Raw genomic sequence first — 21,905 nt, forward strand, 5'->3', positions numbered from 1 at the left:
AACTAACACAAATCTAACTACCTTAGCTTATCTAAGAAAAATCGTACTGAAAATTTTGAAGAAAAAACAATTAAAATATGACATTGCCTATTTAAAAATGGCAAATGAATGGGGACAACTTTCACACTGTATTCGTAAAAAAGTAGGCGCCTTAATTGTTAAAGATCGAATGATTATTTCTGATGGTTATAATGGTACTCCTTCTGGTTTTGAAAACTATTGTGAAGATGAAGAAGGATACACCAAATGGTATGTATTACACGCCGAAGCCAATGCTATTTTAAAAGTAGCTTCTTCAACTCAATCGTGTAAAGGTGCTACTTTATATATTACACTTTCTCCTTGCCAACAATGTAGTAAATTGATACATCAAGCAGGAATAAAACGTGTAGTATACGCCCAAGCATACAAAGACCGATCAGGATTAGATTTTTTAGAAAAAGCAGGTGTTGAACTGACGTATTTACCTTATGAACAAGAATAATCTACCTATATATTTATCTATTGCTGTAATTTTCGGTATTCTTATCGGAACCTTTTTTAGCAATGGAAATTCAAGCAGTCTTATTGGAAAAAGCTCATCAAGTGAACGAAAAATAAAACGTTTGATTGATTACATTCAAAGTGATTATGTTGATGATGTTAACACTGATGAATTGTTAGACGGAGCGATTGCAGAAATGTTAGGTAAATTAGATCCTCATTCAGTATATATACCTAAGGAAAACTTACAATTGGTTACCGAAAATATGCAAGGTAATTTTGTAGGAATTGGTGTTCAATTTCGTATGATCGGTGATACTATTACCGTTATAGAACCTATTAAGGGTGGCCCAAGTATTGAAGCAGGAATTAAAGCTGGAGATAGAATTTTACTTGCAGACAAGGATACACTCTATGGGAAAAAATTGCAAACTTCCCAAATAATGAAAGCTTTAAAAGGAAAACCAAACACTAAAGTTGATTTACAAATTTATAGAAAAACAAATGATAGTGTTTTTGATATCACTATTAATCGTGGTAAAGTAAATATTAAAAGCGTTGATGTTGCATACATGCTAAACGATAGTATTGGTTATATAAAACTAGATCGTTTTGCTCGTAACACCTATATTGAGTTTAAATCTTCTTTAAACAAATTACTCACCAAAGGAATGACTGATTTGGTCTTAGATCTTCGCGGAAATGGTGGTGGTTTTATTGATATTGCTAATGATATTGTTGACGAATTCTTAGAAGATGAAAAACTGATTGTATTTACAAAAAACAACAAAGGTGATATTGTAAAATCTTTCGCTACTGAAAAAGGCGATTTTGAACATGGTGGATTGTATGTTCTAATTGACGAAAACTCTGCGTCTGCTTCTGAAATTGTAGCAGGTGCATTACAAGATAATGACAAGGGAATTATTATCGGGCGTCGTTCTTTTGGTAAAGGGTTAGTACAACAGGAAATGGATTTAGGAGATGGTTCTGCTGTACGATTAACTACAGCTAGATATTATACCCCAACAGGGCGCTCTATTCAAAAACCTTACAAAAAAGAAGCTGATGCCGAAGAATACAGTCACGATTTTGAACTTCGATTAGAAAATGGAGAGTTATTTACCAAAGATAGTATTAAAACCATTGATAGCTTAAAATACACAACTCCTAAAGGTAAAGTAGTATATGGTGGTGGTGGAATTATCCCAGATCATTTTGTTGCGGTAGACACCTCTTCTTACATTCCTACAATTTTCTTCCGTCCTTTAAATGATTTCGCTTTTTCATACGTTGATGATAATCGTAAAAAATTAGCGTCTATAACGGTAGATGATTTTATTAAAAACTTTGATAAAGACCATAGCGTTTCTAACAAATTTCTAGAAGAAATTAAAGATTTCAGACTTCCTGAAAGAACAAAAAATCAACTTCGCAGCAATTTGAGAGTATTAATTGCTCGTGAATTGTTTAGTGATGAAGGTTTATACAAAGTAGATCAGCAAGATGATAAAATGCTGCAAAAAGTGTTTGAGCTGGAAGCTAAGTAAAACTTACATTCCTTTTTTAGTTCTTTTTTCAGCGTACACTTCAGAAATCGTTGGGTTTTGAGGGCAGCTTTTTATTTGCTCAAACTCATCACCTGATTTCACAAAACCTGTTTGCAATATTTTAAAATAAACTCCTGGTAAATCTTGCAGCCAAAATTGTTTTACAATTTTCATTTCATTAAAACGTACCCCTAGTTTCATACAAGGTTGACGCGGCTTCGTTACTTCAATAATAACCTCTCCTACTTTAAAAGTATCTCCCACGTGCAATTGACTTTCCTCTAAATCTGAAACAGTCAGATTTTCACCAAACATTCCATGTTTCCAATCTAAACTTGGGTATAACTCTTTCCAATATGCATAATGATTTTCTGAATAGGCATATACTGCTTGGTCTATTCCTCCATGATGTTCTCTGTCACAAATAGCATCGTCTTTTACTTTTTCAACATCTAAAAAAATAGGTTTATCAACAGGAAACTTAAAAATACCTGTAGTAACAGTTTTTCCTTTCCAATCGATTTCTTTTCTTTCTCCAATGTTAGTGGCTACAATTTTCATTTTACTTTTTTATTCAATTAAAAAATTCTGCAATACATCCGCAATTTTTCGGTTGTCTGATAATTGCGGAATCTTATTCTGACCTCCAAACTTTCCAATGGATTTCATATATTCATGAAAACCTCCTTTTTTCACTTTTCTAATTATAAGAGGACGTAAAATTTTACCTTCAATTAAATCGAAATAATATACATTCTGCTCTTGCGTCGATGTATCTATTTTAGATGCTAGTTCATCTAAGTTTTCAGGTTCGTTTTCAAACTCTATAAACCACTCGTGATAAGGTAATCCACTTTCAGGATTTACTTGCGGTGCTACTGTAAACTCGCTTACATTCACATCAGTTCCTTTTATAGCATCATTCAACGCTTTTTCAACCTCTTTACCTATTACATGCTCCCCAAAAGCAGAAATAAAGTGTTTTATACGTCCTGTTACTTTTATTCTATAAGGCTTTAAAGAAGTGAACTCTACCGTATCACCAATATTATACCCCCATAAACCAGCAGAAGTATTTAAGATAATAACATAGTTTACTCCTAACTGAACGTCTTTTAATGAAATTCTTGTTGGATTCTCATCAAAAAATTCATTTGCTGGAATAAATTCATAAAACATTCCTGAGTTTAACTGTAATAACATACCTTTTTCGGTTTGCGAATCTTGATATGCAATAAACCCTTCAGATGCTGGATACAATTCTACATAGTCTATTTTTTTCCCAATTAACGCTTCAAACTTGTTCTTGTATGGCTCAAAATTTACACCTCCATACACAAAGAAATTAAAGTTTGGAAAGAGTTCAGAGACATTTTTTCCGGTTTTCTCCTTCAAGCGTTCAAAATACATTTGTACCCATGACGGAATTCCACTAATCACCGTCATATTCTCTGGCAAGGTTTCTTCAACTACTTTATCTACTTTGGTATCCCAATCTTCAATACAGTTGGTTTCCCAACTTGGTAAACGATTTTTTAAGAGGTAATTTGGGACATAGTGCGCTGCTATACCACTCAAACGACCTAATTTTACGCCGTTTTTATCTTCTAAAACTGGACTTCCCTGTAAAAAAATCATCTTCCCATCAACAAAACTAGCATCGTTTGTTTCTGTTATGTAAAACAACAAAGCATTTCGAGCTGCTTTGATATGTGTGGGCATTGATTCTTTACTTATAGGAATGTATTTTGCTCCTGAAGTTGTTCCTGATGTTTTTGCAAAATATAAAGGTTTTCCTTTCCACAAAACATTTTCTTCTCCTGCTACAACTCTATCTACATAATGACGTAAGCCTTCATAATCGTTAATTGGAACTCTTTTTTTAAAATCTTCGTAATTGTTGATTGATACAAAATCATGATCTTTTCCAAATGCTGTTTTACACCCTTCAGTAACCAAATATTCAAAAACTTTTTCTTGAGTTTTGTGTGGGTTATTTGCCCATTTATATACTTGTTTACGAACAATTTTCGCAAATGGAATTGCTAGTATTGATTTTATGCTCATTATCTTTTTTCTTATTTACTGAAAATCTATATAGTTTGTTGGATTTACTGGAAACCCATTATTCCACAACTCAAAGTGTAAATGAGGGCCTGTGGTTAGTTCTCCTGTAGAACCTACGCTTGCGATTGCTTCTCCTGATTTCACAACATCTCCCTGCTGCTTTAATAAGGTTCCGTTATGTTTATATACTGATATAAATTCGTTGGAATGTTGTATGGTTATTACATATCCTGTTTCTGCTGTCCATTCTGCTAAAATAACCGTACCATCCGCAACAGCTTTTACTGGGGTGTCTGTTTGTGCAACAATATCAATTGCGTAATGCTTTTCATTCAAATCAAAGGGTTGAGAAATGGTACCCGTTAAAGGTGAAAAGAATACATTTTTTATTCTGTTCTCTCCTCCTTCATACAATGGAAAGAGATCTTTATTATCAATTTTCTCTCTAAAAAGTGAATCTTGTTTTGTTGCTTGTAGTTTAGTTTCATCAATTACAATTGTTTGCATTTCAGTTGTTATAGAGTCTATTTTTTCAGGCTCTATATCACCCGTTAAAACTGGTTTTAACGCCTTGGTATAACTTTCTATAATTGCTAACCTGTTTTTTAAAGAATCCGCTTCATAAGTTAATCTGGTAGCTTTCTTTTTTAATGCTGTCGAAGAGTAACCAGGAATATACTCTCGTATTCCTGTAAACGCAATTAATAGCGTCGTTAAAATAATAAGAAGTATTGAAAACACTCCGCTAAAAACAAACACATTTAATCTTGATAGCTTTAAAGAAAATCGTTCTTGAAATGTATCTTCGTTTAAAATTACAAGCCTATACTTATCTGTAAGCTTCTGTTTAAGCTTTCTTTTTTTCTTGTTTTTTGACACGTTTTATACTTGTTTGGGATTCAAATATACAACGAAAAAATGGCGAAACTATTTTTTATAAAAGTTCATCTCATCTATATACTTCCAAACCTTAAATGGCAGCAATGGTTTGCAGTTTTTTTCTTCTTTTATGGCTTTGCGAATCATGGTTGAAGAAACTTGCACTATTGGAGCATCAACCCTGTGAATTTTCTCGTGATTTTTAAACTGGCTTTCAACAATTCCTTCAGAAACTCTAGGATAAACATAAATATTATAGTCTTCTAAAATTACCTCATAGTTTTTCCATTTATGCAAACTTTTCAGGTTGTCTTCTCCCATAATTAGGCTAAACTTATAACTTGGATGTTTTTCAGAAATATGCACTAATGTATTGATAGTATAATTTGGTTGAGGAAGCCTAAATTCTATATCTGATGGTTGAATCTTCTCATATTCTTCTGTAGCCAAATATACCATATCTAAACGATGATGGTTATCTAACAATGAGCTTTTCTTTTTAAAGGGGTTATGAGGCGTAACCACCATCCAAATTTCATCTAAATCAGAATACTCAACCATATGATTGGCTATAATTAAATGCCCAATATGAATTGGATTAAAAGTTCCGAAGTATAATCCGATGTTTTTCATATTTATAGATACTAGACTTATTCTTTATTCGTTTTTCACTTCCTTTTCTATTCCTAAAAAATCATCTACTAAATCTTCTGCTTCTTGTAATGCTACTGGTAAATCGTAATTTTTAATGATTTTATCAAACTGTGGTGCTGTTGCTAATTCTACCGAAGCTTTAGCAATACGCATGTTAATCTTGTCTTCGCTTTCGGTACTTCTTTTCTTTAAACGAATTTTTAGCTCATCAACACTTGGTGGCTTTACAAACACAGCTAAGGTTTCTTCTGGAAATTTCTTTTTAATACGTAAACCTCCAACAACATCAATATCAAAAATTACATGTTTTCCTTGCGCCCAAATTCGTTCAACTTCTGTTTTTAATGTTCCATAGAAATTGTCACGATACACTTCTTCCCACTCTAAAAACTCGTCGTTTTTTATTTTTTGCTTGAATTCGTTTGCTGAAATAAAATAATAATCTTTTCCATCAACTTCTTCTCCTCTTGGAGCTCTTGAAGTCGCAGAAATTGAAAACTCTAAATTAAAACGTTCTTTTGCCAACAAATGACGTACAATAGTAGTTTTACCTGAACCTGATGGTGCTGAAAACACAAATAATTTCCCTTTAAACTCTTTCGACATTCTTATAAAACGTTTAAAATTTGTTCTTTTATTTTTTCTAACTCGTCTTTCATTTGGATGACTAATTTTTGCATTGGTGCAAAATTAGCTTTTGATCCTGTTGTGTTGATTTCTCTTCCGATTTCTTGTACGATAAATCCTAATTTTTTTCCATTAGAATCTTCTGTTGCTAATTGCTGTAAAAAATACTCTAAGTGATTAGCTAAACGTACTTTTTCTTCGTTAATATCTAACTTTTCTAAATAATAAATCAGCTCTTGTTCAAAACGATTTTCATCAACCTCAACTTTTAAATCTGTTAATGCTTTTTGTAAGCGTTCTTTAACATGCTCTATTCTATCACCATCTAACTTTTTAACTTCTTCTAAAGCAGATTGAATATTTAGTATTCTTGTTTGAAAATCTTCTTCTAACGATTTTGCTTCGTCAGTTCTATATTGAATAATTTCTTTTAAAGCTTCGTCAATATGAGTATCTATTTGCTTCCACTCTTCTTCATCTAACTCTTCACGCTCAGTTTTTAAAGCATCTGGCATTCTAACAGCCATTTTCATTAACTCAACATCATCAGAAGTTCCAACTTGAGTTACATTTCTTAATTGCTGCATGTACTCTCGTACCACACCTGTATTCACCGTAGTTGAAGTTTCATCTGCAGTCATTTCCACATAAATAGAAAAATCCACTTTACCTCTTACCAAATTACTTGCTAGTTTTTTTCGAACATTGAGTTCTTTTTCTCTGTAATATGAAGGAATTCTAGTATTTAAATCTAAGTTTTTACTGTTTAAAGATTTAATTTCGATTGTTACTTTTTTAGAGGGTAAATGTAGTACGGATTTACCGTAACCCGTCATTGACTGTATCATAACTTCGGTTTAATAATCCGCAAAGATACGTTTATTTATTGGGAGTTTCAGCAGGACGTTTGGTTACCAAAAACACCCCTAAAAAGATTAATAATGCCGCCCCTATTTTAACCAAATCTAAATGATCACTACCTACGATCAATGCGTAAATAGCTGCTACCACAGGTTGTAAATACATAAAAACACTTACTGTGGTGGGTTTTAATTTTGATAATGCAAATAAGTTAAACAAGTAAGTAATACAAGTAGTGAATAATACTACAAAGCCTACTTTTAAGAAAATTGAAACAGGCATTGTTTGCCACTGTACCTCTAACAGTTCAGAAAAACCAAAAGGTAGTACCATTATCAACCCAAAAAGATATAGCCATTTTACAAAAACAATAGGATTGTATTTTGCTATTAGTTTTTTTACGACCACCAAATACATACCATACGATGCTGCATTGATGAATACTAAAAAGTTTCCTAGCACCATATTAGTTGCATCTCCTTTAAGTGGATTCCCGTAAGCTATTAAAATTATGGCTCCTACCATACCAACTACAACTCCTGCTATTTTTCTTAAAACTAATTTCTCTTTTAAAAGAATACTAGCAAAAATTAATACTAAAATAGGAGTAGTCACCATCATAACTGATGCATTGATCGGCGTGGTATAACTTAATCCTTTAAAAAACGTAAGCATATTGAAAGCAATACCAAAAAAAGCCGCCATTGCTACTCGTTTGTAATCTGGTTTCTCAATAGATGGTGCTTTAACAAAAAGCCCTAATAACCAAAAAATCATAGTAGCCCCACCAACACGAAGCAATATAAAACCAAATGGTTGAATATATCCCTCCATCACTTCTTTAGCTACTGTAAATGTAACCCCGTAAATAAGTGTTGCGATAGATGCTGCAGTAAGTGCTAACGCTCTTTGGTTCATTTTTAATAGTTTTAAAAACAAGTGCAAAGATGATGATAATATTCTTGTTTTCTACTATTTTTTTACCCCATACCAATCTTTAAATACCTCTTTTATATAAACTAAAAAAGCACTGCAAATGCAGTGCTTTTCCCTTTGGTTGATTAACTTTTGATTAGTCCACTAAAGGTGGTATTCTTAATACTTGTCCTGGATAAATTTTATCAGGATGTGTTAACATTGGTTTATTTGCTTCAAAGATTACCGGGTACTTCATAGCATCTCCATAAAACTCTTTTGCAATTTTGCTTAATGAATCTCCACTTACTACAGTGTGAAATTGTGCCATAGCAGCTTCTTCGATAACTTCAACTTCTTTAACAGTCATATTATCTTCTACAGAAGCAATTCCTTCTGTATTACCTACTACTAAAACTACTTTTTCTTTAGTAGCTAAATCTGCTGCTTCTCCTGTTACTGTGGCCTTATCATCTTCCACATTAACAGCTAAGTTTTCAACAGAAAGCTCTAATTTATTTACTGCATCTACTAATTTTGCAGCTTTTTCAGCCGCTTCTTCTTCAGTTGTTTTCCCGATACCGAATACTTTTGCCCCGGCATTTTTAATAAATGAAAAAATTCCCATTCTCTTTTTTGATTTTTTATTAATATTCTTTTTTACTGTTTGACCAATATACAATTTTTATACCAAAACTCGTATTCCAAAATAATTAAAAAAAGCCTCTTTAAAACTAAAAAAGCACCCAAACATGGATGCTTAACCTATTATATCTTGTTCTCCTCTACTCTTTATTAAAAGAATTCCAACCTTGTGCTTTTAATTCAATTTCTTGGTTTGCACGTGTTACCAAATTCATTCCTTCATTTTCTTCAGTAATATGACCTATAACTGTTAAATTAGGATTTCCTTTTATCTTATCGTAATCATCAATTGAAACTGTAAACAACAATTCATAATCTTCTCCTCCGCTTAAAGCAATCATTGTAGAATCCATATTAAACTCTTCTGAAGTTGCAATTACTTGTGGATCTAATGGTAATTTATCCTCATAAATCTTACATCCTGTTTTACTTTGCGTACAGATGTGTATAATTTCAGAAGACAATCCATCTGAAATATCTATCATAGAAGTTGGTTTTACCTCTAACTCTTTTAATAATTCAGGAATATCTTTACGAGCTTCTGGCTTTAATTGACGTTCGATGATATACGTATAATTATCTAAATCAGGTTGGTTTTGAGGATTCACTTGAAACACTTGCTTTTCACGTTCTAACACTTGCAAACCTAAATATGCTCCTCCTAAATCGCCCGAAACTACGATTAAATCTGTTGGTTTTGCGCCATTTCTATATACAATATCCTCTTTATTAGCAGTCCCAATAGCTGTAATAGAAATTAATATCCCTTTTGTTGAAGAAGTAGTATCTCCTCCTACTAAGTCTACTTTATACGTATCACACGCTAGTTGTATTCCAGCATACAATTCTTCAACAGCTTCTAACGGAAAACGATTAGATACAGCAATAGATACTGTAATTTGTTCTGCATTAGCATTCATAGCATACACATCCGATAAGTTAACCATTATCGCTTTATATCCTAAATGCTTCAAAGGCATATAACTCAAATCGAAATGTACACCTTCTACTAATAAATCGGTAGTAACTACAGTTTCTTTATCTGACGCACTAATTACAGCTGCATCATCTCCCACACCCTTAACTGTTGAAGAATGATACATTTTAAAATGCTTTGTTAAATGGTTTATTAACCCAAACTCTCCAAGCTCAGCTAACGAAGTTCTTTCTTGATTTTTATCTTCTAACATGTTGCAAAGATAATGACAAGTAGATAAACAGCCTTACTTAACCTGAGTTATCATTCATTTTGATTCTCAACCACATAATATCTCTGCAATATAAACGAGTAAAACTGTATTAAATCTAAGAAGGTTTATTATTTTTGTCATGAATTAATGACTGTTTCACACATATTAAAAAGTGTTTTCTTTCATTGATTTTTAATAAAAAACACATGAAATATTTTTTAACGCTAGCTCTTAGTATACTTCTTTTTTCTTGTAGTTCAGATAATGATGAATTAATAAAAAATGTATCAGTAAAACTAAAGTTCACTCAAAACTGGGATGGTACTTTAATTGAAAAATCTGATTTAAACAACACTGAATTCACCAACAAATTAGGAACAAAACTTACAGTAAGCAAATTACGTTACTTAATTTCTAATGTTTCTCTTATTAGTGGGGCGAATGATACAACAAAGTTTGATAACTATAAATTAATAGACATTAATAATACGGATAGCCTAACCTACACGTTACCCCAAAAGATTTCTGAAGGTGCTTATAAATTATTTTTTACTTTTGGCTTTTCTGGAAATGCTAATATTAGCAATGCGTATAGCGACTTAACCACCGCTTCATGGAAGGTACCCGACTCATTAGGTGGCGGATACCATTTTATGCAGTTAGATGGTCAATATAAAGACACACTAGGAATACAAAATCCTTATAAATTTTATACTGCAAGAGCCTACGATAAAGATAAAGACTCTATACTTGATACTTCTTTTTCAATCGAAACAGGTTCAATTGTATTAAAAAACAACGCTACTATTGAGGTAAAAATGAATGTTTCTGGTTGGTTTAAGTCTCCTAACGACTGGAATCTTTACGAGAAAAACTCTGATTTAATTTCAGATTTTGAAACTCAAAAACTAATATCTGAAAACGGAAAATCTGGTGTTTTTAGTTTAGGAACCATTTCTCAATAGAATTTCTTGAATTTAATTTAAAATCACATTTTTTTCAAGTAGTAATTCTACAAACAACCTTTGTTTTTAACAGCAATCTACTAATAATCAACACTAAGATTTAAGGTATAAACAAATTTTATCGTTTAATAACTATATTCATTTCAAAACATGATATAAATCATATTTTGTCATTATCTTTGCAATTCACTTAGATTTAATCTATTTAAACGATGATAAAAGTTTCAGACACAGCAAAAAAGAAAGTCATTGAATTAATGACGGATGATGGATTTGATACTACAACCGACTTTGTTCGAGTTGGAGTAAAAAGTGGTGGTTGTTCAGGATTATCATACGACTTAACTTTTGACAAAACCCAACAAGAAAATGATAAAATTTTTGAAGACAATGATGTAAAAATTGTTGTAGACAAAAAGAGCTTTTTATACTTAGTTGGAACAACTTTAGAATATTCTGGAGGTTTAAACGGTAAAGGCTTTGTATTTAACAATCCTAATGCTAACAGAACTTGCGGTTGTGGAGAAAGTTTTTCTCTATAATTATTGAAAAACAAAAGGATTAAAAAATTGAAAGTTCAAAATGAAACGATTTGAAGATTTAGAAGTTTATCAAAAATCATTTGAATTTTCAATCGAAATATATAAAGTAACAAGTTCTAATACATTTAATAAAAACATTAAAGACCAAGTTCAAAGAGCTGCTCTTTCTATCCCTCTAAATATAGCAGAAGGATTTGAATTACAATCTAACAAACAATTTGTTCGTTTTTTATACATAGCAAAAGGCTCAAGTGGAGAAGTAAGGAGTTTATTACGAATTTGTGAAAGATTAAATATAATAGAACCAAAAAAGGTAGAAGAATTAATAATTGAAGTTGAAAGCATTTCAAAACAATTATCTAAATTCATAAATTATTTAAAAAAAAAGTGAGATTGATTAAATCTTTTAATTTTTCAATCTTTTAATGATTATGAGTAAATACACCGAGGACGATTTAAGAGAAGAGTTAAAAACCAAAGAGTACGAATATGGTTTTTATACTGATATTGAAAGTGAAAAGTTTCCTAATGGAATAAACGAAGATATCGTTCGTGCCATTTCTAAAAAGAAAAATGAGCCAGAATGGATGACTGAATGGCGTTTAGAAGCTTTTAGAATTTGGGAACAAATGGAAGAACCAGAGTGGGCTAATGTTACCTATAAAAAACCGAGTTTTCAAGATATTTCTTACTACTCAGCACCTAAACAAAAACCTAAATTAAACAGTTTAGATGAGGTAGACCCTGATTTGTTAGCGACTTTTGAAAAGTTAGGAATTTCTTTAGAAGAACAAAAAAGGTTAGCTAATGTAGCAGTTGATATTGTAATGGATTCGGTCTCTGTAGCTACTACTTTTAAAGAAACGTTAGCTGAAAAAGGAATTATTTTTATGCCTATTTCTGAAGCTATTCAAGAGCATCCAGAATTAGTAAAAAAATATATAGGTTCTGTTGTTCCACCAACTGATAACTTTTATGCGGCATTAAACTCAGCAGTATTCTCTGACGGATCTTTCTGTTATATTCCAAAAGGGGTTCGTTGTCCGATGGAACTATCTACTTACTTCCGTATCAACGAAGGAGGAACTGGTCAATTCGAACGTACCTTAGTTGTCGCTGATGAAAGCAGTTACGTTTCCTATTTAGAAGGATGTACTGCTCCGCAACGTGACGAAAATCAATTACACGCAGCCGTTGTTGAGCTAATTGCTTTAGACGATGCCGAAATAAAATATTCAACAGTTCAAAACTGGTTCCCTGGAGATTCAGAAGGAAAAGGTGGTGTTTTCAACTTTGTGACAAAAAGAGGATTGTGTGAAACCAATGCTAAAATTTCTTGGACACAGGTTGAAACAGGTTCAGCAATTACTTGGAAATATCCAAGTTGTATTTTAAAAGGGAACAATTCTGTTGGAGAGTTTTACTCAATTGCAGTTACCAACAACCATCAGCAAGCAGATACTGGAACTAAAATGATTCACTTAGGAAAAAATACTAAGTCAACTATTATTTCTAAGGGAATTTCTGCTGGAAAATCACAAAACAGTTACCGCGGATTGGTACAAATCAATTCTAGAGCAGAAAACGCACGTAACTTCTCACAATGTGATTCATTATTAATGGGTAATGAGTGTGGTGCACACACCTTCCCTTACATTGAAGCAAAAAATAAATCTGCTCAAATAGAACACGAAGCTACCACTAGTAAAATTGGTGAAGACCAATTATTCTACTGTAACCAACGTGGTATTGATACTGAAAAAGCCATTGCGTTAATTGTAAACGGATTTAGTAAAGAAGTACTAAATAAATTACCAATGGAGTTTGCTGTAGAGGCTCAAAAATTATTAGAAATTAGTTTAGAAGGAAGTGTTGGATAATTAACGAATACGTTAATTTGAAAACTTCAAAATAATAAAAAATGCTTTTTATTAAAAAGCGAAATAACATAGAAACATGTTAAAAATAGAAAACTTACACGCACAAGTAGAAGATAAAGATATTCTTAAAGGAATTAACCTAGAAGTAAAAGCAGGAGAGGTTCATGCTATTATGGGACCAAACGGTGCTGGTAAAAGTACCTTGTCATCTGTTATTGCTGGTAATGAGACTTACGAAATGACTGCTGGTTCTATTGAATTAGAAGGTATAGATATTAGCGAATTAGCTCCTGAAGAAAGAGCTCACGCTGGAGTATTCTTATCGTTCCAGTACCCTGTAGAAATTCCTGGGGTAACTGTTACGAACTTTATCAAAACTGCGATTAATGAATCTCGAAAAGCCCAAGGTTTAGAAGAAATGCCTGCTAAAGACATGCTAAAAAAGATTCGTGAGAAATCAGAATTATTAGAAATCGATCGTAAATTCTTATCTCGTTCTTTAAACGAAGGATTTTCAGGAGGTGAGAAAAAACGTAATGAGATTTTCCAAATGGCTATGTTAGAACCTAAATTAGCTATTTTAGATGAAACTGATTCTGGTTTAGATATTGATGCTTTACGTATTGTGGCTAATGGGGTTAATAAATTAAAATCTAAAGACAACGCTGTAGTAGTTATTACTCACTATCAACGTTTATTAGAATATATCGTTCCTGATTATGTACATGTTTTACACGATGGGAAAATCGTTAAAACTGGTGACGCTTCTCTTGCTTTAGAGCTAGAAGAAAAAGGGTATGATTGGATTAAAGAAGAGGCTAATAGTTAGAAAAGTTGAGAAGTAAAAAGTGGAAATTTGCTCATAAAACAAGCATCTTTTCAGCTTTACAAACTTTTATACTTTATAAACTTTACAACTAAAAACAATGGAGTTGAGAGAAAAAATATTATCATCATACGTAGCTTTTGAAGACAATGTAAACATCAATTCAGATTTACATGAAATAAGAACAAAAGCACTACAAAATTTTGAAAAACTAGGCTTTCCTACTAAAAAGCTAGAAGCTTGGAAATACACTTCTTTAAATTCAATTTTAAAAGAAGATTATAGTATTTTTCCTGATAGAGATGCTTCTGTAGAATTTGCGGATGTAAAAAAATATTTCATTCACGAAATAGATAGCTATAAAATAGTTTTTGTAGATGGAAAATACAGCTCTTTTTTATCAACTACTACTCATGATGGAAAAGATGTTTGTTTATTATCTGCCGCTTTTTCAAAAGAAAAGTACAAGCCAGTTGTTGAAAAATATTTTAACAAAATAGCAAAACAAGATAATTTAACATCTTTAAATACTGCTTTTGCTACTGAAGGTGCGTTTATTCATATTCCAAAAAATGTGGAGGTTGAAAAACCTATTCAAATAATTAACTTTACTACAGGTAAAGAACATGCAACGATGTTACAGCCACGTAACTTAATTGTGGTTGAACAAAATGCACATGTTCAAATTATAGAACGTCACCAAAATCTTAATAATAATGCTGTATTAACAAATTCTGTGACTGAGATTTACACAGACACACATGCTACAGTAGATTATTATAAGATTCAAAATGACAACAATGATGCTTCTTTAGTTGACAACACGTACATTGAGCAACAAAAAGAAAGCACCTGTTCTGTGCATACTTTTTCTTTTGGTGGAAATATTACTAGAAACAACTTAAATTTCTATCAAAAAGGGGAGCACATTAACTCTATCTTAAAAGGGATTACTATTATTGAAGGGAAACAACATGTAGACCACCATACTTTGGTAAACCATATAGAGCCTAACTGTGAAAGTCACCAAGACTATAAAGGTATTTATACCGATCGTTCTACTGGTGTGTTTAATGGTAAAGTTATTGTTGAAAAAGAAGCTCAAAAAACAAATGCTTACCAACAAAACAACAACGTTTTAATTAGCGATAAAGCAACTATAAACGCAAAGCCTCAGTTAGAAATTTTTGCTGACGATGTAAAGTGTTCTCATGGTTGTACTATTGGTCAATTAGATGATCAAGCATTATTTTATATGCAACAAAGAGGTATTCCTAAAAAGGAAGCAAAAGCACTATTAATGTATGCATTTGCTAATACTGTTTTAGAGAGTGTTAAAATACCAGAAGTTAAAAAAAGAATTACCAAATTAATCGCCAACAAATTAGGCGTTAATATCGGTTTTGAACTATAAATTGTTTTTTCATATCTTTATGAAAAACAATTTATTATGAGCAAAAATTTTAGATCGATAGTACTAATAGCTGGAATCGTAATTTTAGCTTACGGAGTTTACACTCTTGTACAACCAGAAACACAAGTTTCGGTTGGAGATGTAGATTTAATAAAAGTACAAGACAACAGTAATTCATACATTACAATAGCCGTTGGTGTTATAGCAATTGCCTTAAGTTCTTTTGCTGGTAAAAAATAAGAATTATCACTTTAAAAGATAAAAAAACGGAAAATCAAAATTGGTTTTCCGTTTTTCATTTATACATGCTGGTCTATTAAAATCGTGTTTCCATCAGGGTCAAAAAAAACAATGCTTCCAGGACCTGAAGTACCCGATGCAACTTCTCTTTTTAATTTGATGTGGTTTTCTTTTAATTGCTGTTGAATGATTCTTACATCATCAAAATCTTCTAATTTGTTTGCGTTTTCATCCCAACCTGGATTAAACGTTAAAATGTTATTTTCAAACATCCCCTGAAACAATCCAATTAATGAATTACCGTTTTTCATAATTAAATAATTCTTTTCTATTTGACCTGCAAAAACAGTAAACCCCAACATTTCATAAAATTCTTTCGATTTATCAATATCTTTTACTGATAAACTGACTGAAAAAGCCCCTAGTTTCATAATATTTTCTTTTTAATTTCTTTCTTCAAAAGGTATTATAATTCCTTTTTCAACATAATTTTTAAGTCCGTTTAGCAACCAATGCCCAACAATAGGAAGAGTGTTTAAAATGATCACACTCCTCTATCCAACCGGTGTGAAAAAAGTGTACCCAAGTAACCCACCCCATCATCCTTTTCATACAAATCAAAACCAAATGCTGTAGGATTCCAATCTTTATCAGATTTGGTCATTTTTATATAAAAAGAACAGTGCTCTTCACATTTTATTACTTCACCAGGCCAATTGTAAGGCTCACCAAAAAAGAAGTTGTATTCAGCTCCTATTTTAAGCGCTCAAGTACATTTAAGTGGCAAGCAATGTACCAAGTCTTCAGGATGAGTAATTGCTTTAAAAACCTCGTTAGACAATGCCTTTATAGGGGAAATTATGATAAACGGTAAATCCTTCTTTAATAACTTTCACAATCACCTGATTTTATAGCTATTAAAGTTACTAAAAAAATTAAATCAAAATAAAAACATCGTTTTACCTGTAAACATTATTTACAAACAATATCCTTTTTACAAAATAATCGTTTACATCAATATTATTCATAAGAATATAATTTGACATCGTATTGGGATGAATTGGATCAGCAGTAATTTGGATATTGTGAAGATAATTTTTAATAAATTCTGATTTATTAGATATCTTTTTTAAAGCCTTTATATACAATCCTGAAAGGTTTACCTGAACTCTTTTCTTTTTCAAAAGCTCAAGTGTTTTATCTTTATTATCACAACAAAATATAGTTGATTTGGTATATCCAATCGTATTGCTTGTTGTTAAATATTTATATCTTTCTTTTATTAAAAACCCTTTTTTTCCTGAAGAGAACTGCCTTTTTTCAATCCAAGTAGAATCTGTAACACAGTATATGTGTAGTTTAAAATCATCATCTTTAAACCTTGCTTTACTTTTTTCCAGAATCGAATAATTTTCTTCAACAATAGTTTGTAGAAACTCTTTATAAGCTTCTTCTAATGTAACATTCGGATATTCCTTCTTCAACGTATTCGTTTCAAAATCTTCTAAAAGTGAGTTTAAAATTTTTACATTTTCTTTACCAAATTCGTTTTCAAATTCAGCTTGTTGAGAGTAGCCCTTCAAAGAAAAGACAAGTAAACAAACGACCAATACAATATTATTCATTTCAAGCAATTAAACAGTTATTCAACCAAAATATTCATTTATAACTAAACATCAAAACCTATACGTATAAAAAAATCCCGTACAAAATGTACGGGATTTCAATATCTAAAAATCTAATTGTATGAATTTCTAACAATCTAGATTTACATTTCTAAAGCTTTGGTAGGATTATTATCCATTAATAGCTCTACTGGATTTTCTAACGCTTCTTTTACAGCTACTAAGAATCCAACAGACTCTTTACCATCGATAATTCTATGGTCATAAGATAATGCTACATACATAATAGGTTGAATTACTACCTCACCATTTACCGCCATTGGACGATTTACAATGTTGTGCATCCCTAAAATTCCACTTTGTGGAGGGTTGATAATTGGTGTAGATAACATAGAACCGAATACACCACCATTCGTGATAGTAAATGTACCACCCGTCATTTCATCAACCGTAATTTGTCCGTCACGAGCACGTAATGCTAAACGCTTAACTTCGCTTTCAACACCTCTAAATGTTAAATTTTCAGCATTTCTAATAACAGGAACCATTAATCCTTTAGGACCCGATACTGCGATAGAAATATCTTGGAAATCGTGACTTACTTTGTAATCTCCATCAATCATAGAGTTTACATCTGGATACATTTTTAAAGCTCTTACTACAGCTAATGTAAAGAAAGACATGAATCCTAAACCTACACCGTGTTTTGCTTTAAACGCTTCTTTATACTCGTTACGTAAGTCAAAAATTGGTTGCATGTTCACTTCGTTAAACGTAGTTAACATCGCAGTTTCATTCTTTACAGAAACTAAACGTTGTGCTACTTTACGACGTAACATAGATAATTTTTTACGCTCTGTACCACGAGATCCCATTCCTGGTGTTCCCATTGAAGGCACTGCTTTTACAGCATCTTCTTTTGTTACACGACCGTCTTTACCAGTTCCTTTAACATCAGATGCACTCATTCCTTTTTCAGCTAACACTTTCTTAGCTGCTGGAGATGCTGTACCTGTTGCGTATGTTTCTTTAACTGGCTCAGCTTTAGGTGCCTCTTTTTTCTCTTCAGCCTTAGGTGCTTCAGCTTTTGGTGCTCCAGCTCCTTCTGGCTTTGCAGCATCCATATCAATATGACAAACTACTGCTCCTACCGCTACTGCATCACCCTCTTCAGCTTTTAAAGTGATTATTCCGCTTTCTTCCGCAGGTAATTCTAACGTTGCTTTGTCAGAATCTACTTCAGCAATTGGTTGATCTTTCTCAACGTAATCACCATCTTCAACTAACCAAGTTGCAATTTCTACTTCTGTAATTGATTCCCCCGGAGAAGGAACTTTCATTTCTAAAACCATCAGTTCTAAATTTTATATATCTGAATTATTTTATTTCTTTTATTTGAGCGTTTCCCTATCGGGTCGGGCTTTTCGCGCTACACGGTAGCTTGCTTCTATCCCTAACGCATTTATTTTTTAATCAAAAACCTTATCTATAATAGCTTGATGACGTCTTTTAAAACGTGCACTTGAACCCGCTGCTGGTGCCGAACGATACTCTTCCGAAGCACATTCTAACCTAGCTAATTCAAAACGTTCTAACATATAACTCCAAGCCCCCATATTTTTTGGTTCTTCTTGTGCCCAAACATAACGCTCTACATTTGGATACTTATCCATTACTTCTTTAATTTTATCATTGTGTAATGGGAATAACTGCTCTATACGAACTAAAGCTACATCTTCTCTACCAAGCTTTTCACGTTCTTCTAATAAGTCATAATAGAACTTACCTGTACAGAACACCATTTTCTTAGCTTTTGATGTGTCAATCGTATCATCAATTACTTCTTGGAAAGCTCCGTTTGCTAAATCTTCAATAGGATTTACTGCTTTTGGTAAACGTAATAAACTTTTTGGAGTAAAAACAACTAACGGTTTTCTAAAATCACGCTTCATCTGACGACGCAAAATGTGGTACATGTTTGCTGGTGTAGAACAGTTTGCAATTGTCCAGTTATCAGTTGACGATGATTGTAAGAAACGTTCAATTCTTCCTGATGAATGCTCTGGTCCTTGACCTTCGTATCCGTGAGGTAGTAACATTACCAATCCGTTTTGTAACTTCCACTTATCTTCTGCTGAAGAAATATACTGGTCGAACATAATTTGTGCTCCGTTGGCAAAATCACCAAACTGAGCTTCCCAAATAGTTAAGGTATTTGGAGCTGCCATTGCATATCCGTAGTCGAAACCTAATACCCCATATTCTGATAAGTGAGAGTTGTAAATAGTCATCTCTCCTTTATTCTTAGGGTTCGTGTTTAATAAATTAACACGCTCTAAGGTTTCTTCATCACGCATAATTGCATGACGGTGAGAGAATGTTCCTCTTTCTACATCCTCACCAGAGATACGAACATCATATCCTTCTTCTAATAACGTACCGTACGCTAAGTTTTCAGCTGTACCCCAATCTAACAAATTATCTTCAAAAACCATTTTTTCACGTCCTTTTAAGATACGCTCTGCCTTACGAACAAATTTATGTCCTTCTGGCGTTTTTGAAATAACCCTTGCAATTCCTTTTAAGTCTTCTACCGAATAAGTTGTATCTACAGGCTGTAACATATCTTGTAATTGCTTACGTACAAACCCATCCCATACATCAGGCATGAACTCTTGAATTTTAGACGTTTCTTTCTTTTTAGATTCTGTAAATTCAGCTTCTAAATGCGCCTTAAATTCATCTGTAATTTTTTGTAAGTAGTCCGCTGTTATGCTTCCTTCTTCAATTAATTTATTAGCATAAATTTCTCTTGCGTTTTTGTGCTTAGAAATCGCTTTATATAGTTTTGGCTGTGTAAAACGTGGTTCATCACCTTCGTTATGACCGTATTTACGATACCCTAATAAATCAATAAAAATGTCTTTGTTGAATTTCATACGATATTCAACAGCCATTTCCATTGCGTGACAAACAGCTTCTGCATCATCAGCATTTACATGTAGTACTGGAGATAACGTTACTTTTGCTACATCAGTACAATACGTACTTGAACGTGCATCTAAGTAGTTAGTAGTGAATCCTACCTGGTTGTTTACTACTACGTGAATAGTACCTCCTGTTTTGTATCCGTTTAACTGTGCCATTTGCACAACTTCGTATACAATACCTTGACCTGCAATTGCAGCATCTCCGTGTACTAAAATTGGAAGTACTTTATTTTCGTTCCCTTTGTAATCTTTATCTATTTTAGCCCTAACAATTCCTTCTGCAACTGCATCAACTGTTTCTAAGTGAGATGGATTTGGAACTAAATTCATCTTCATCTTTTGTCCACCTTGATACGCTTTGCTTAACGTTAAACCTAAGTGATATTTAACATCTCCATCAATTTCTTGATCTTCAAAATCTTTTCCTTCAAATTCACTAAATAAATCGCGAATTGGCTTTTTGAAAATATTTACCAAAGTATTTAAGCGTCCACGGTGTGCCATTCCTAACACACACTCTTCTACACCATACAACTCAGCTGCATCTCTAAGTGCTACACTTACCCCTGGAATTAAGGTTTCACCACCTTCAACAGAGAAACGCTTTTGCCCAACATATTTTGTTTGTAAGAAACTTTCAAAAGTTGAAGCTTGGTTTAATTTGGTAAGAATATACTTTTTAGATGCTACATCATAACTAGGATGGTTTGCGTTTTTGTTTAAACGCTCATTCCACCATTTTAACTCTTCAGGGTTGCGTACATACATATACTCAACTCCGATGCTCTCACAGAATACAGATTTTAAATAATTTATGATTTCTGCTAAACTTTTAGGCCCTATACCTAAAATTTCTCCTGCACTAAAAACTGTAGATAAATCTGATTGATTTAATCCAAAGTTCTCAATATCTAATGTTGGGGTGTATGTTCTTCTATTTCGTACTGGATTTGTTTTGGTAAACAGATGTCCACGTGTACGGTAACCATTGATTAAATCGATTACTAAAAACTCTTTACGTACTTCTTCAGGGACTTCTACCGAAACTTCTTCATCTGTTAATGAGTAATTCTCGTTAGCCAAATCATATCCTTGAAAAAAACTTCTCCAACTTGGTTCTATCGCATCAGGATTTTTTTGATATTGTTCATACAAATCACCTATAAAACCTGCATGTGCTGCGTTTAAGAACGAAAACTTGTCCATATATTTTGTTATACTTTTCTATCTATAAGAATAATGTTGACAAAAGTACAACTTTTAACAAAAACAGCACTCCTTTTTAGTCTAATTTTAAACTCTTTAACGAGTTTTTGTTTTTGTTAAATTTGCGTTAAACACACCTTTTCCCACCAAAATAAAGCACTGAAATTCAGCATTAAGAAAAATTAGTTTTATTTTTTTAAAAAAATAATTTGCAGATATAAAAAAAGAACTTAAATTTGCACTCGCATTTTAAGACAAGTACGTCTTAAATTCCTCAATAGCTCAGTTGGTTAGAGCATCTGACTGTTAATCAGAGGGTCCCTGGTTCGAGTCCAGGTTGAGGAGC

22 protein-coding genes and 1 tRNA gene are annotated in these 21,905 nt (G+C 32.5%); 10 read left to right on the top strand and 13 right to left on the bottom strand.

Translation table 11 applies throughout. The features are described from left to right. The first annotated feature begins 52 nt into the window (after nt 1-52). Both Q0663_RS11740 and Q0663_RS11745 read left to right on the top strand, forming a co-directional pair. Nucleotides 53-484, top strand: coding sequence for a dCMP deaminase family protein (locus tag Q0663_RS11740; protein WP_047789925.1), 432 nt, complete (start codon nt 53-55; stop codon nt 482-484). Then, nucleotides 471-2,033, top strand: coding sequence for a S41 family peptidase (locus Q0663_RS11745; protein ID WP_299011243.1), 1,563 nt, complete (start codon nt 471-473; stop codon nt 2,031-2,033). The genes Q0663_RS11740 and Q0663_RS11745 overlap by 14 nt, the downstream gene beginning before the upstream one ends. 3 nt (nt 2,034-2,036) lie before the next feature. Here the strand turns inward: Q0663_RS11745 and Q0663_RS11750 are convergent, their stop codons facing one another. From Q0663_RS11750 to thiL, 9 genes are all read right to left on the bottom strand, one after another. Further along, entirely contained in the window at nt 2,037-2,594 is a 558-nt protein-coding gene (locus tag Q0663_RS11750) for an MOSC domain-containing protein (RefSeq protein WP_299011244.1), read from the bottom strand. Between the two features lie 9 nt (nt 2,595-2,603). Next, a complete protein-coding gene (locus tag Q0663_RS11755; protein WP_299011246.1) occupies nt 2,604-4,100 on the bottom strand; it encodes a GH3 auxin-responsive promoter family protein in 1,497 nt (498 codons plus the stop codon). A gap of 15 nt (nt 4,101-4,115) precedes the next feature. Next, nucleotides 4,116-4,979, bottom strand: coding sequence for a M23 family metallopeptidase (locus Q0663_RS11760; RefSeq protein ID WP_299011248.1), 864 nt, complete (start codon nt 4,977-4,979; stop codon nt 4,116-4,118). A gap of 48 nt (nt 4,980-5,027) precedes the next feature. Next, complete coding sequence (gene nadD, locus Q0663_RS11765) at nt 5,028-5,612, bottom strand: nicotinate (nicotinamide) nucleotide adenylyltransferase (protein ID WP_299011250.1); 585 nt, start codon at nt 5,610-5,612, stop codon at nt 5,028-5,030. A gap of 24 nt (nt 5,613-5,636) precedes the next feature. After that, nucleotides 5,637-6,239, bottom strand: a complete 603-nt coding sequence (gmk, locus tag Q0663_RS11770) for a guanylate kinase (RefSeq protein ID WP_299011252.1) — start codon at nt 6,237-6,239, stop codon at nt 5,637-5,639. Nucleotides 6,240-6,241: 2 nt separating this feature from the next. Continuing rightward, nucleotides 6,242-7,108: a YicC/YloC family endoribonuclease gene (locus Q0663_RS11775; RefSeq protein ID WP_299011256.1), complete on the bottom strand. Its 867-nt coding sequence runs from the start codon at nt 7,106-7,108 to the stop codon at nt 6,242-6,244. 31 nt (nt 7,109-7,139) lie between these two features. Further along, the gene (locus tag Q0663_RS11780) at nt 7,140-8,039 is read right to left on the bottom strand and encodes a DMT family transporter (RefSeq protein ID WP_299011258.1); all 900 of its coding nucleotides are present in this window, start codon (nt 8,037-8,039) and stop codon (nt 7,140-7,142) included. 154 nt (nt 8,040-8,193) lie between these two features. Next, nucleotides 8,194-8,664: a peptidoglycan-binding protein LysM gene (gene lysM / locus Q0663_RS11785; protein WP_299011260.1), complete on the bottom strand. Its 471-nt coding sequence runs from the start codon at nt 8,662-8,664 to the stop codon at nt 8,194-8,196. A gap of 157 nt (nt 8,665-8,821) precedes the next feature. Continuing rightward, the gene (gene thiL / locus Q0663_RS11790) at nt 8,822-9,871 is read right to left on the bottom strand and encodes a thiamine-phosphate kinase (protein WP_299011262.1); all 1,050 of its coding nucleotides are present in this window, start codon (nt 9,869-9,871) and stop codon (nt 8,822-8,824) included. Between the two features lie 206 nt (nt 9,872-10,077). Here thiL and Q0663_RS11795 point away from each other — a divergent pair, with 206 nt between their 5' ends. From Q0663_RS11795 to Q0663_RS11825, 7 genes are all read left to right on the top strand, one after another. Beyond that, the gene (locus Q0663_RS11795; protein WP_299011264.1) at nt 10,078-10,836 is read left to right on the top strand and encodes an MbnP family protein; all 759 of its coding nucleotides are present in this window, start codon (nt 10,078-10,080) and stop codon (nt 10,834-10,836) included. A gap of 212 nt (nt 10,837-11,048) precedes the next feature. Further along, complete coding sequence (locus Q0663_RS11800) at nt 11,049-11,378, top strand: iron-sulfur cluster assembly accessory protein (RefSeq protein ID WP_299011266.1); 330 nt, start codon at nt 11,049-11,051, stop codon at nt 11,376-11,378. Nucleotides 11,379-11,418: 40 nt separating this feature from the next. Further along, on the top strand, nt 11,419-11,769 hold the full coding sequence (locus Q0663_RS11805; RefSeq protein WP_299011269.1) for a four helix bundle protein: 351 nt from the start codon (nt 11,419-11,421) through the stop codon (nt 11,767-11,769). 40 nt (nt 11,770-11,809) lie between these two features. Beyond that, entirely contained in the window at nt 11,810-13,258 is a 1,449-nt protein-coding gene (sufB, locus tag Q0663_RS11810; RefSeq protein WP_299011271.1) for a Fe-S cluster assembly protein SufB, read from the top strand. Nucleotides 13,259-13,334: 76 nt separating this feature from the next. Further along, on the top strand, nt 13,335-14,087 hold the full coding sequence (gene sufC / locus Q0663_RS11815; RefSeq protein ID WP_299011273.1) for a Fe-S cluster assembly ATPase SufC: 753 nt from the start codon (nt 13,335-13,337) through the stop codon (nt 14,085-14,087). Between the two features lie 97 nt (nt 14,088-14,184). After that, nucleotides 14,185-15,498: a Fe-S cluster assembly protein SufD gene (gene sufD / locus Q0663_RS11820; protein WP_299011275.1), complete on the top strand. Its 1,314-nt coding sequence runs from the start codon at nt 14,185-14,187 to the stop codon at nt 15,496-15,498. 36 nt (nt 15,499-15,534) lie between these two features. After that, on the top strand, nt 15,535-15,738 hold the full coding sequence (locus tag Q0663_RS11825; protein ID WP_299011277.1) for a hypothetical protein: 204 nt from the start codon (nt 15,535-15,537) through the stop codon (nt 15,736-15,738). A 59-nt stretch (nt 15,739-15,797) separates the two neighbouring features. Here Q0663_RS11825 and Q0663_RS11830 read toward each other — a convergent pair whose 3' ends face one another. From Q0663_RS11830 to Q0663_RS11845, 4 genes are all read right to left on the bottom strand, one after another. After that, on the bottom strand, nt 15,798-16,169 hold the full coding sequence (locus Q0663_RS11830; protein ID WP_299011279.1) for a VOC family protein: 372 nt from the start codon (nt 16,167-16,169) through the stop codon (nt 15,798-15,800). 528 nt (nt 16,170-16,697) lie between these two features. Beyond that, a complete protein-coding gene (locus Q0663_RS11835; protein WP_299011281.1) occupies nt 16,698-17,363 on the bottom strand; it encodes a hypothetical protein in 666 nt (221 codons plus the stop codon). Nucleotides 17,364-17,506: 143 nt separating this feature from the next. Further along, entirely contained in the window at nt 17,507-18,715 is a 1,209-nt protein-coding gene (gene odhB, locus Q0663_RS11840) for a 2-oxoglutarate dehydrogenase complex dihydrolipoyllysine-residue succinyltransferase (protein ID WP_299011283.1), read from the bottom strand. Nucleotides 18,716-18,832: 117 nt separating this feature from the next. Then, nucleotides 18,833-21,559 (bottom strand): 2-oxoglutarate dehydrogenase E1 component, encoded by a 2,727-nt coding sequence (locus Q0663_RS11845; protein WP_299011285.1) that lies wholly within the window; start codon nt 21,557-21,559, stop codon nt 18,833-18,835. Nucleotides 21,560-21,830: 271 nt separating this feature from the next. Here Q0663_RS11845 and Q0663_RS11850 point away from each other — a divergent pair. Then, nucleotides 21,831-21,904 (top strand) — tRNA-Asn (locus Q0663_RS11850). Nucleotide 21,905: the final 1 nt, after the last annotated feature.

This window comes from uncultured Tenacibaculum sp. (assembly GCF_947504135.1).
Taxonomy (GTDB): domain Bacteria; phylum Bacteroidota; class Bacteroidia; order Flavobacteriales; family Flavobacteriaceae; genus Polaribacter.

Coding starts and splice junctions, on each gene's coding strand:
- Q0663_RS11745 (WP_299011243.1), top strand. CDS start 471: ATGAACAAGAATAATCTACCTATATATTTATCTATTGCTGTAATTTTC.
- Q0663_RS11750 (WP_299011244.1), bottom strand. CDS start 2,594: ATGAAAATTGTAGCCACTAACATTGGAGAAAGAAAAGAAATCGATTGG.
- Q0663_RS11755 (WP_299011246.1), bottom strand. CDS start 4,100: ATGAGCATAAAATCAATACTAGCAATTCCATTTGCGAAAATTGTTCGT.
- nadD (WP_299011250.1), bottom strand. CDS start 5,612: ATGAAAAACATCGGATTATACTTCGGAACTTTTAATCCAATTCATATT.
- gmk (WP_299011252.1), bottom strand. CDS start 6,239: ATGTCGAAAGAGTTTAAAGGGAAATTATTTGTGTTTTCAGCACCATCA.
- Q0663_RS11775 (WP_299011256.1), bottom strand. CDS start 7,108: ATGATACAGTCAATGACGGGTTACGGTAAATCCGTACTACATTTACCC.
- Q0663_RS11780 (WP_299011258.1), bottom strand. CDS start 8,039: ATGAACCAAAGAGCGTTAGCACTTACTGCAGCATCTATCGCAACACTT.
- lysM (WP_299011260.1), bottom strand. CDS start 8,664: ATGGGAATTTTTTCATTTATTAAAAATGCCGGGGCAAAAGTATTCGGT.
- thiL (WP_299011262.1), bottom strand. CDS start 9,871: ATGTTAGAAGATAAAAATCAAGAAAGAACTTCGTTAGCTGAGCTTGGA.
- Q0663_RS11795 (WP_299011264.1), top strand. CDS start 10,078: ATGAAATATTTTTTAACGCTAGCTCTTAGTATACTTCTTTTTTCTTGT.
- Q0663_RS11800 (WP_299011266.1), top strand. CDS start 11,049: ATGATAAAAGTTTCAGACACAGCAAAAAAGAAAGTCATTGAATTAATG.
- Q0663_RS11805 (WP_299011269.1), top strand. CDS start 11,419: ATGAAACGATTTGAAGATTTAGAAGTTTATCAAAAATCATTTGAATTT.
- sufB (WP_299011271.1), top strand. CDS start 11,810: ATGAGTAAATACACCGAGGACGATTTAAGAGAAGAGTTAAAAACCAAA.
- sufC (WP_299011273.1), top strand. CDS start 13,335: ATGTTAAAAATAGAAAACTTACACGCACAAGTAGAAGATAAAGATATT.
- sufD (WP_299011275.1), top strand. CDS start 14,185: ATGGAGTTGAGAGAAAAAATATTATCATCATACGTAGCTTTTGAAGAC.
- Q0663_RS11825 (WP_299011277.1), top strand. CDS start 15,535: ATGAGCAAAAATTTTAGATCGATAGTACTAATAGCTGGAATCGTAATT.
- Q0663_RS11830 (WP_299011279.1), bottom strand. CDS start 16,169: ATGAAACTAGGGGCTTTTTCAGTCAGTTTATCAGTAAAAGATATTGAT.
- Q0663_RS11835 (WP_299011281.1), bottom strand. CDS start 17,363: ATGAATAATATTGTATTGGTCGTTTGTTTACTTGTCTTTTCTTTGAAG.
- odhB (WP_299011283.1), bottom strand. CDS start 18,715: ATGGTTTTAGAAATGAAAGTTCCTTCTCCGGGGGAATCAATTACAGAA.
- Q0663_RS11845 (WP_299011285.1), bottom strand. CDS start 21,559: ATGGACAAGTTTTCGTTCTTAAACGCAGCACATGCAGGTTTTATAGGT.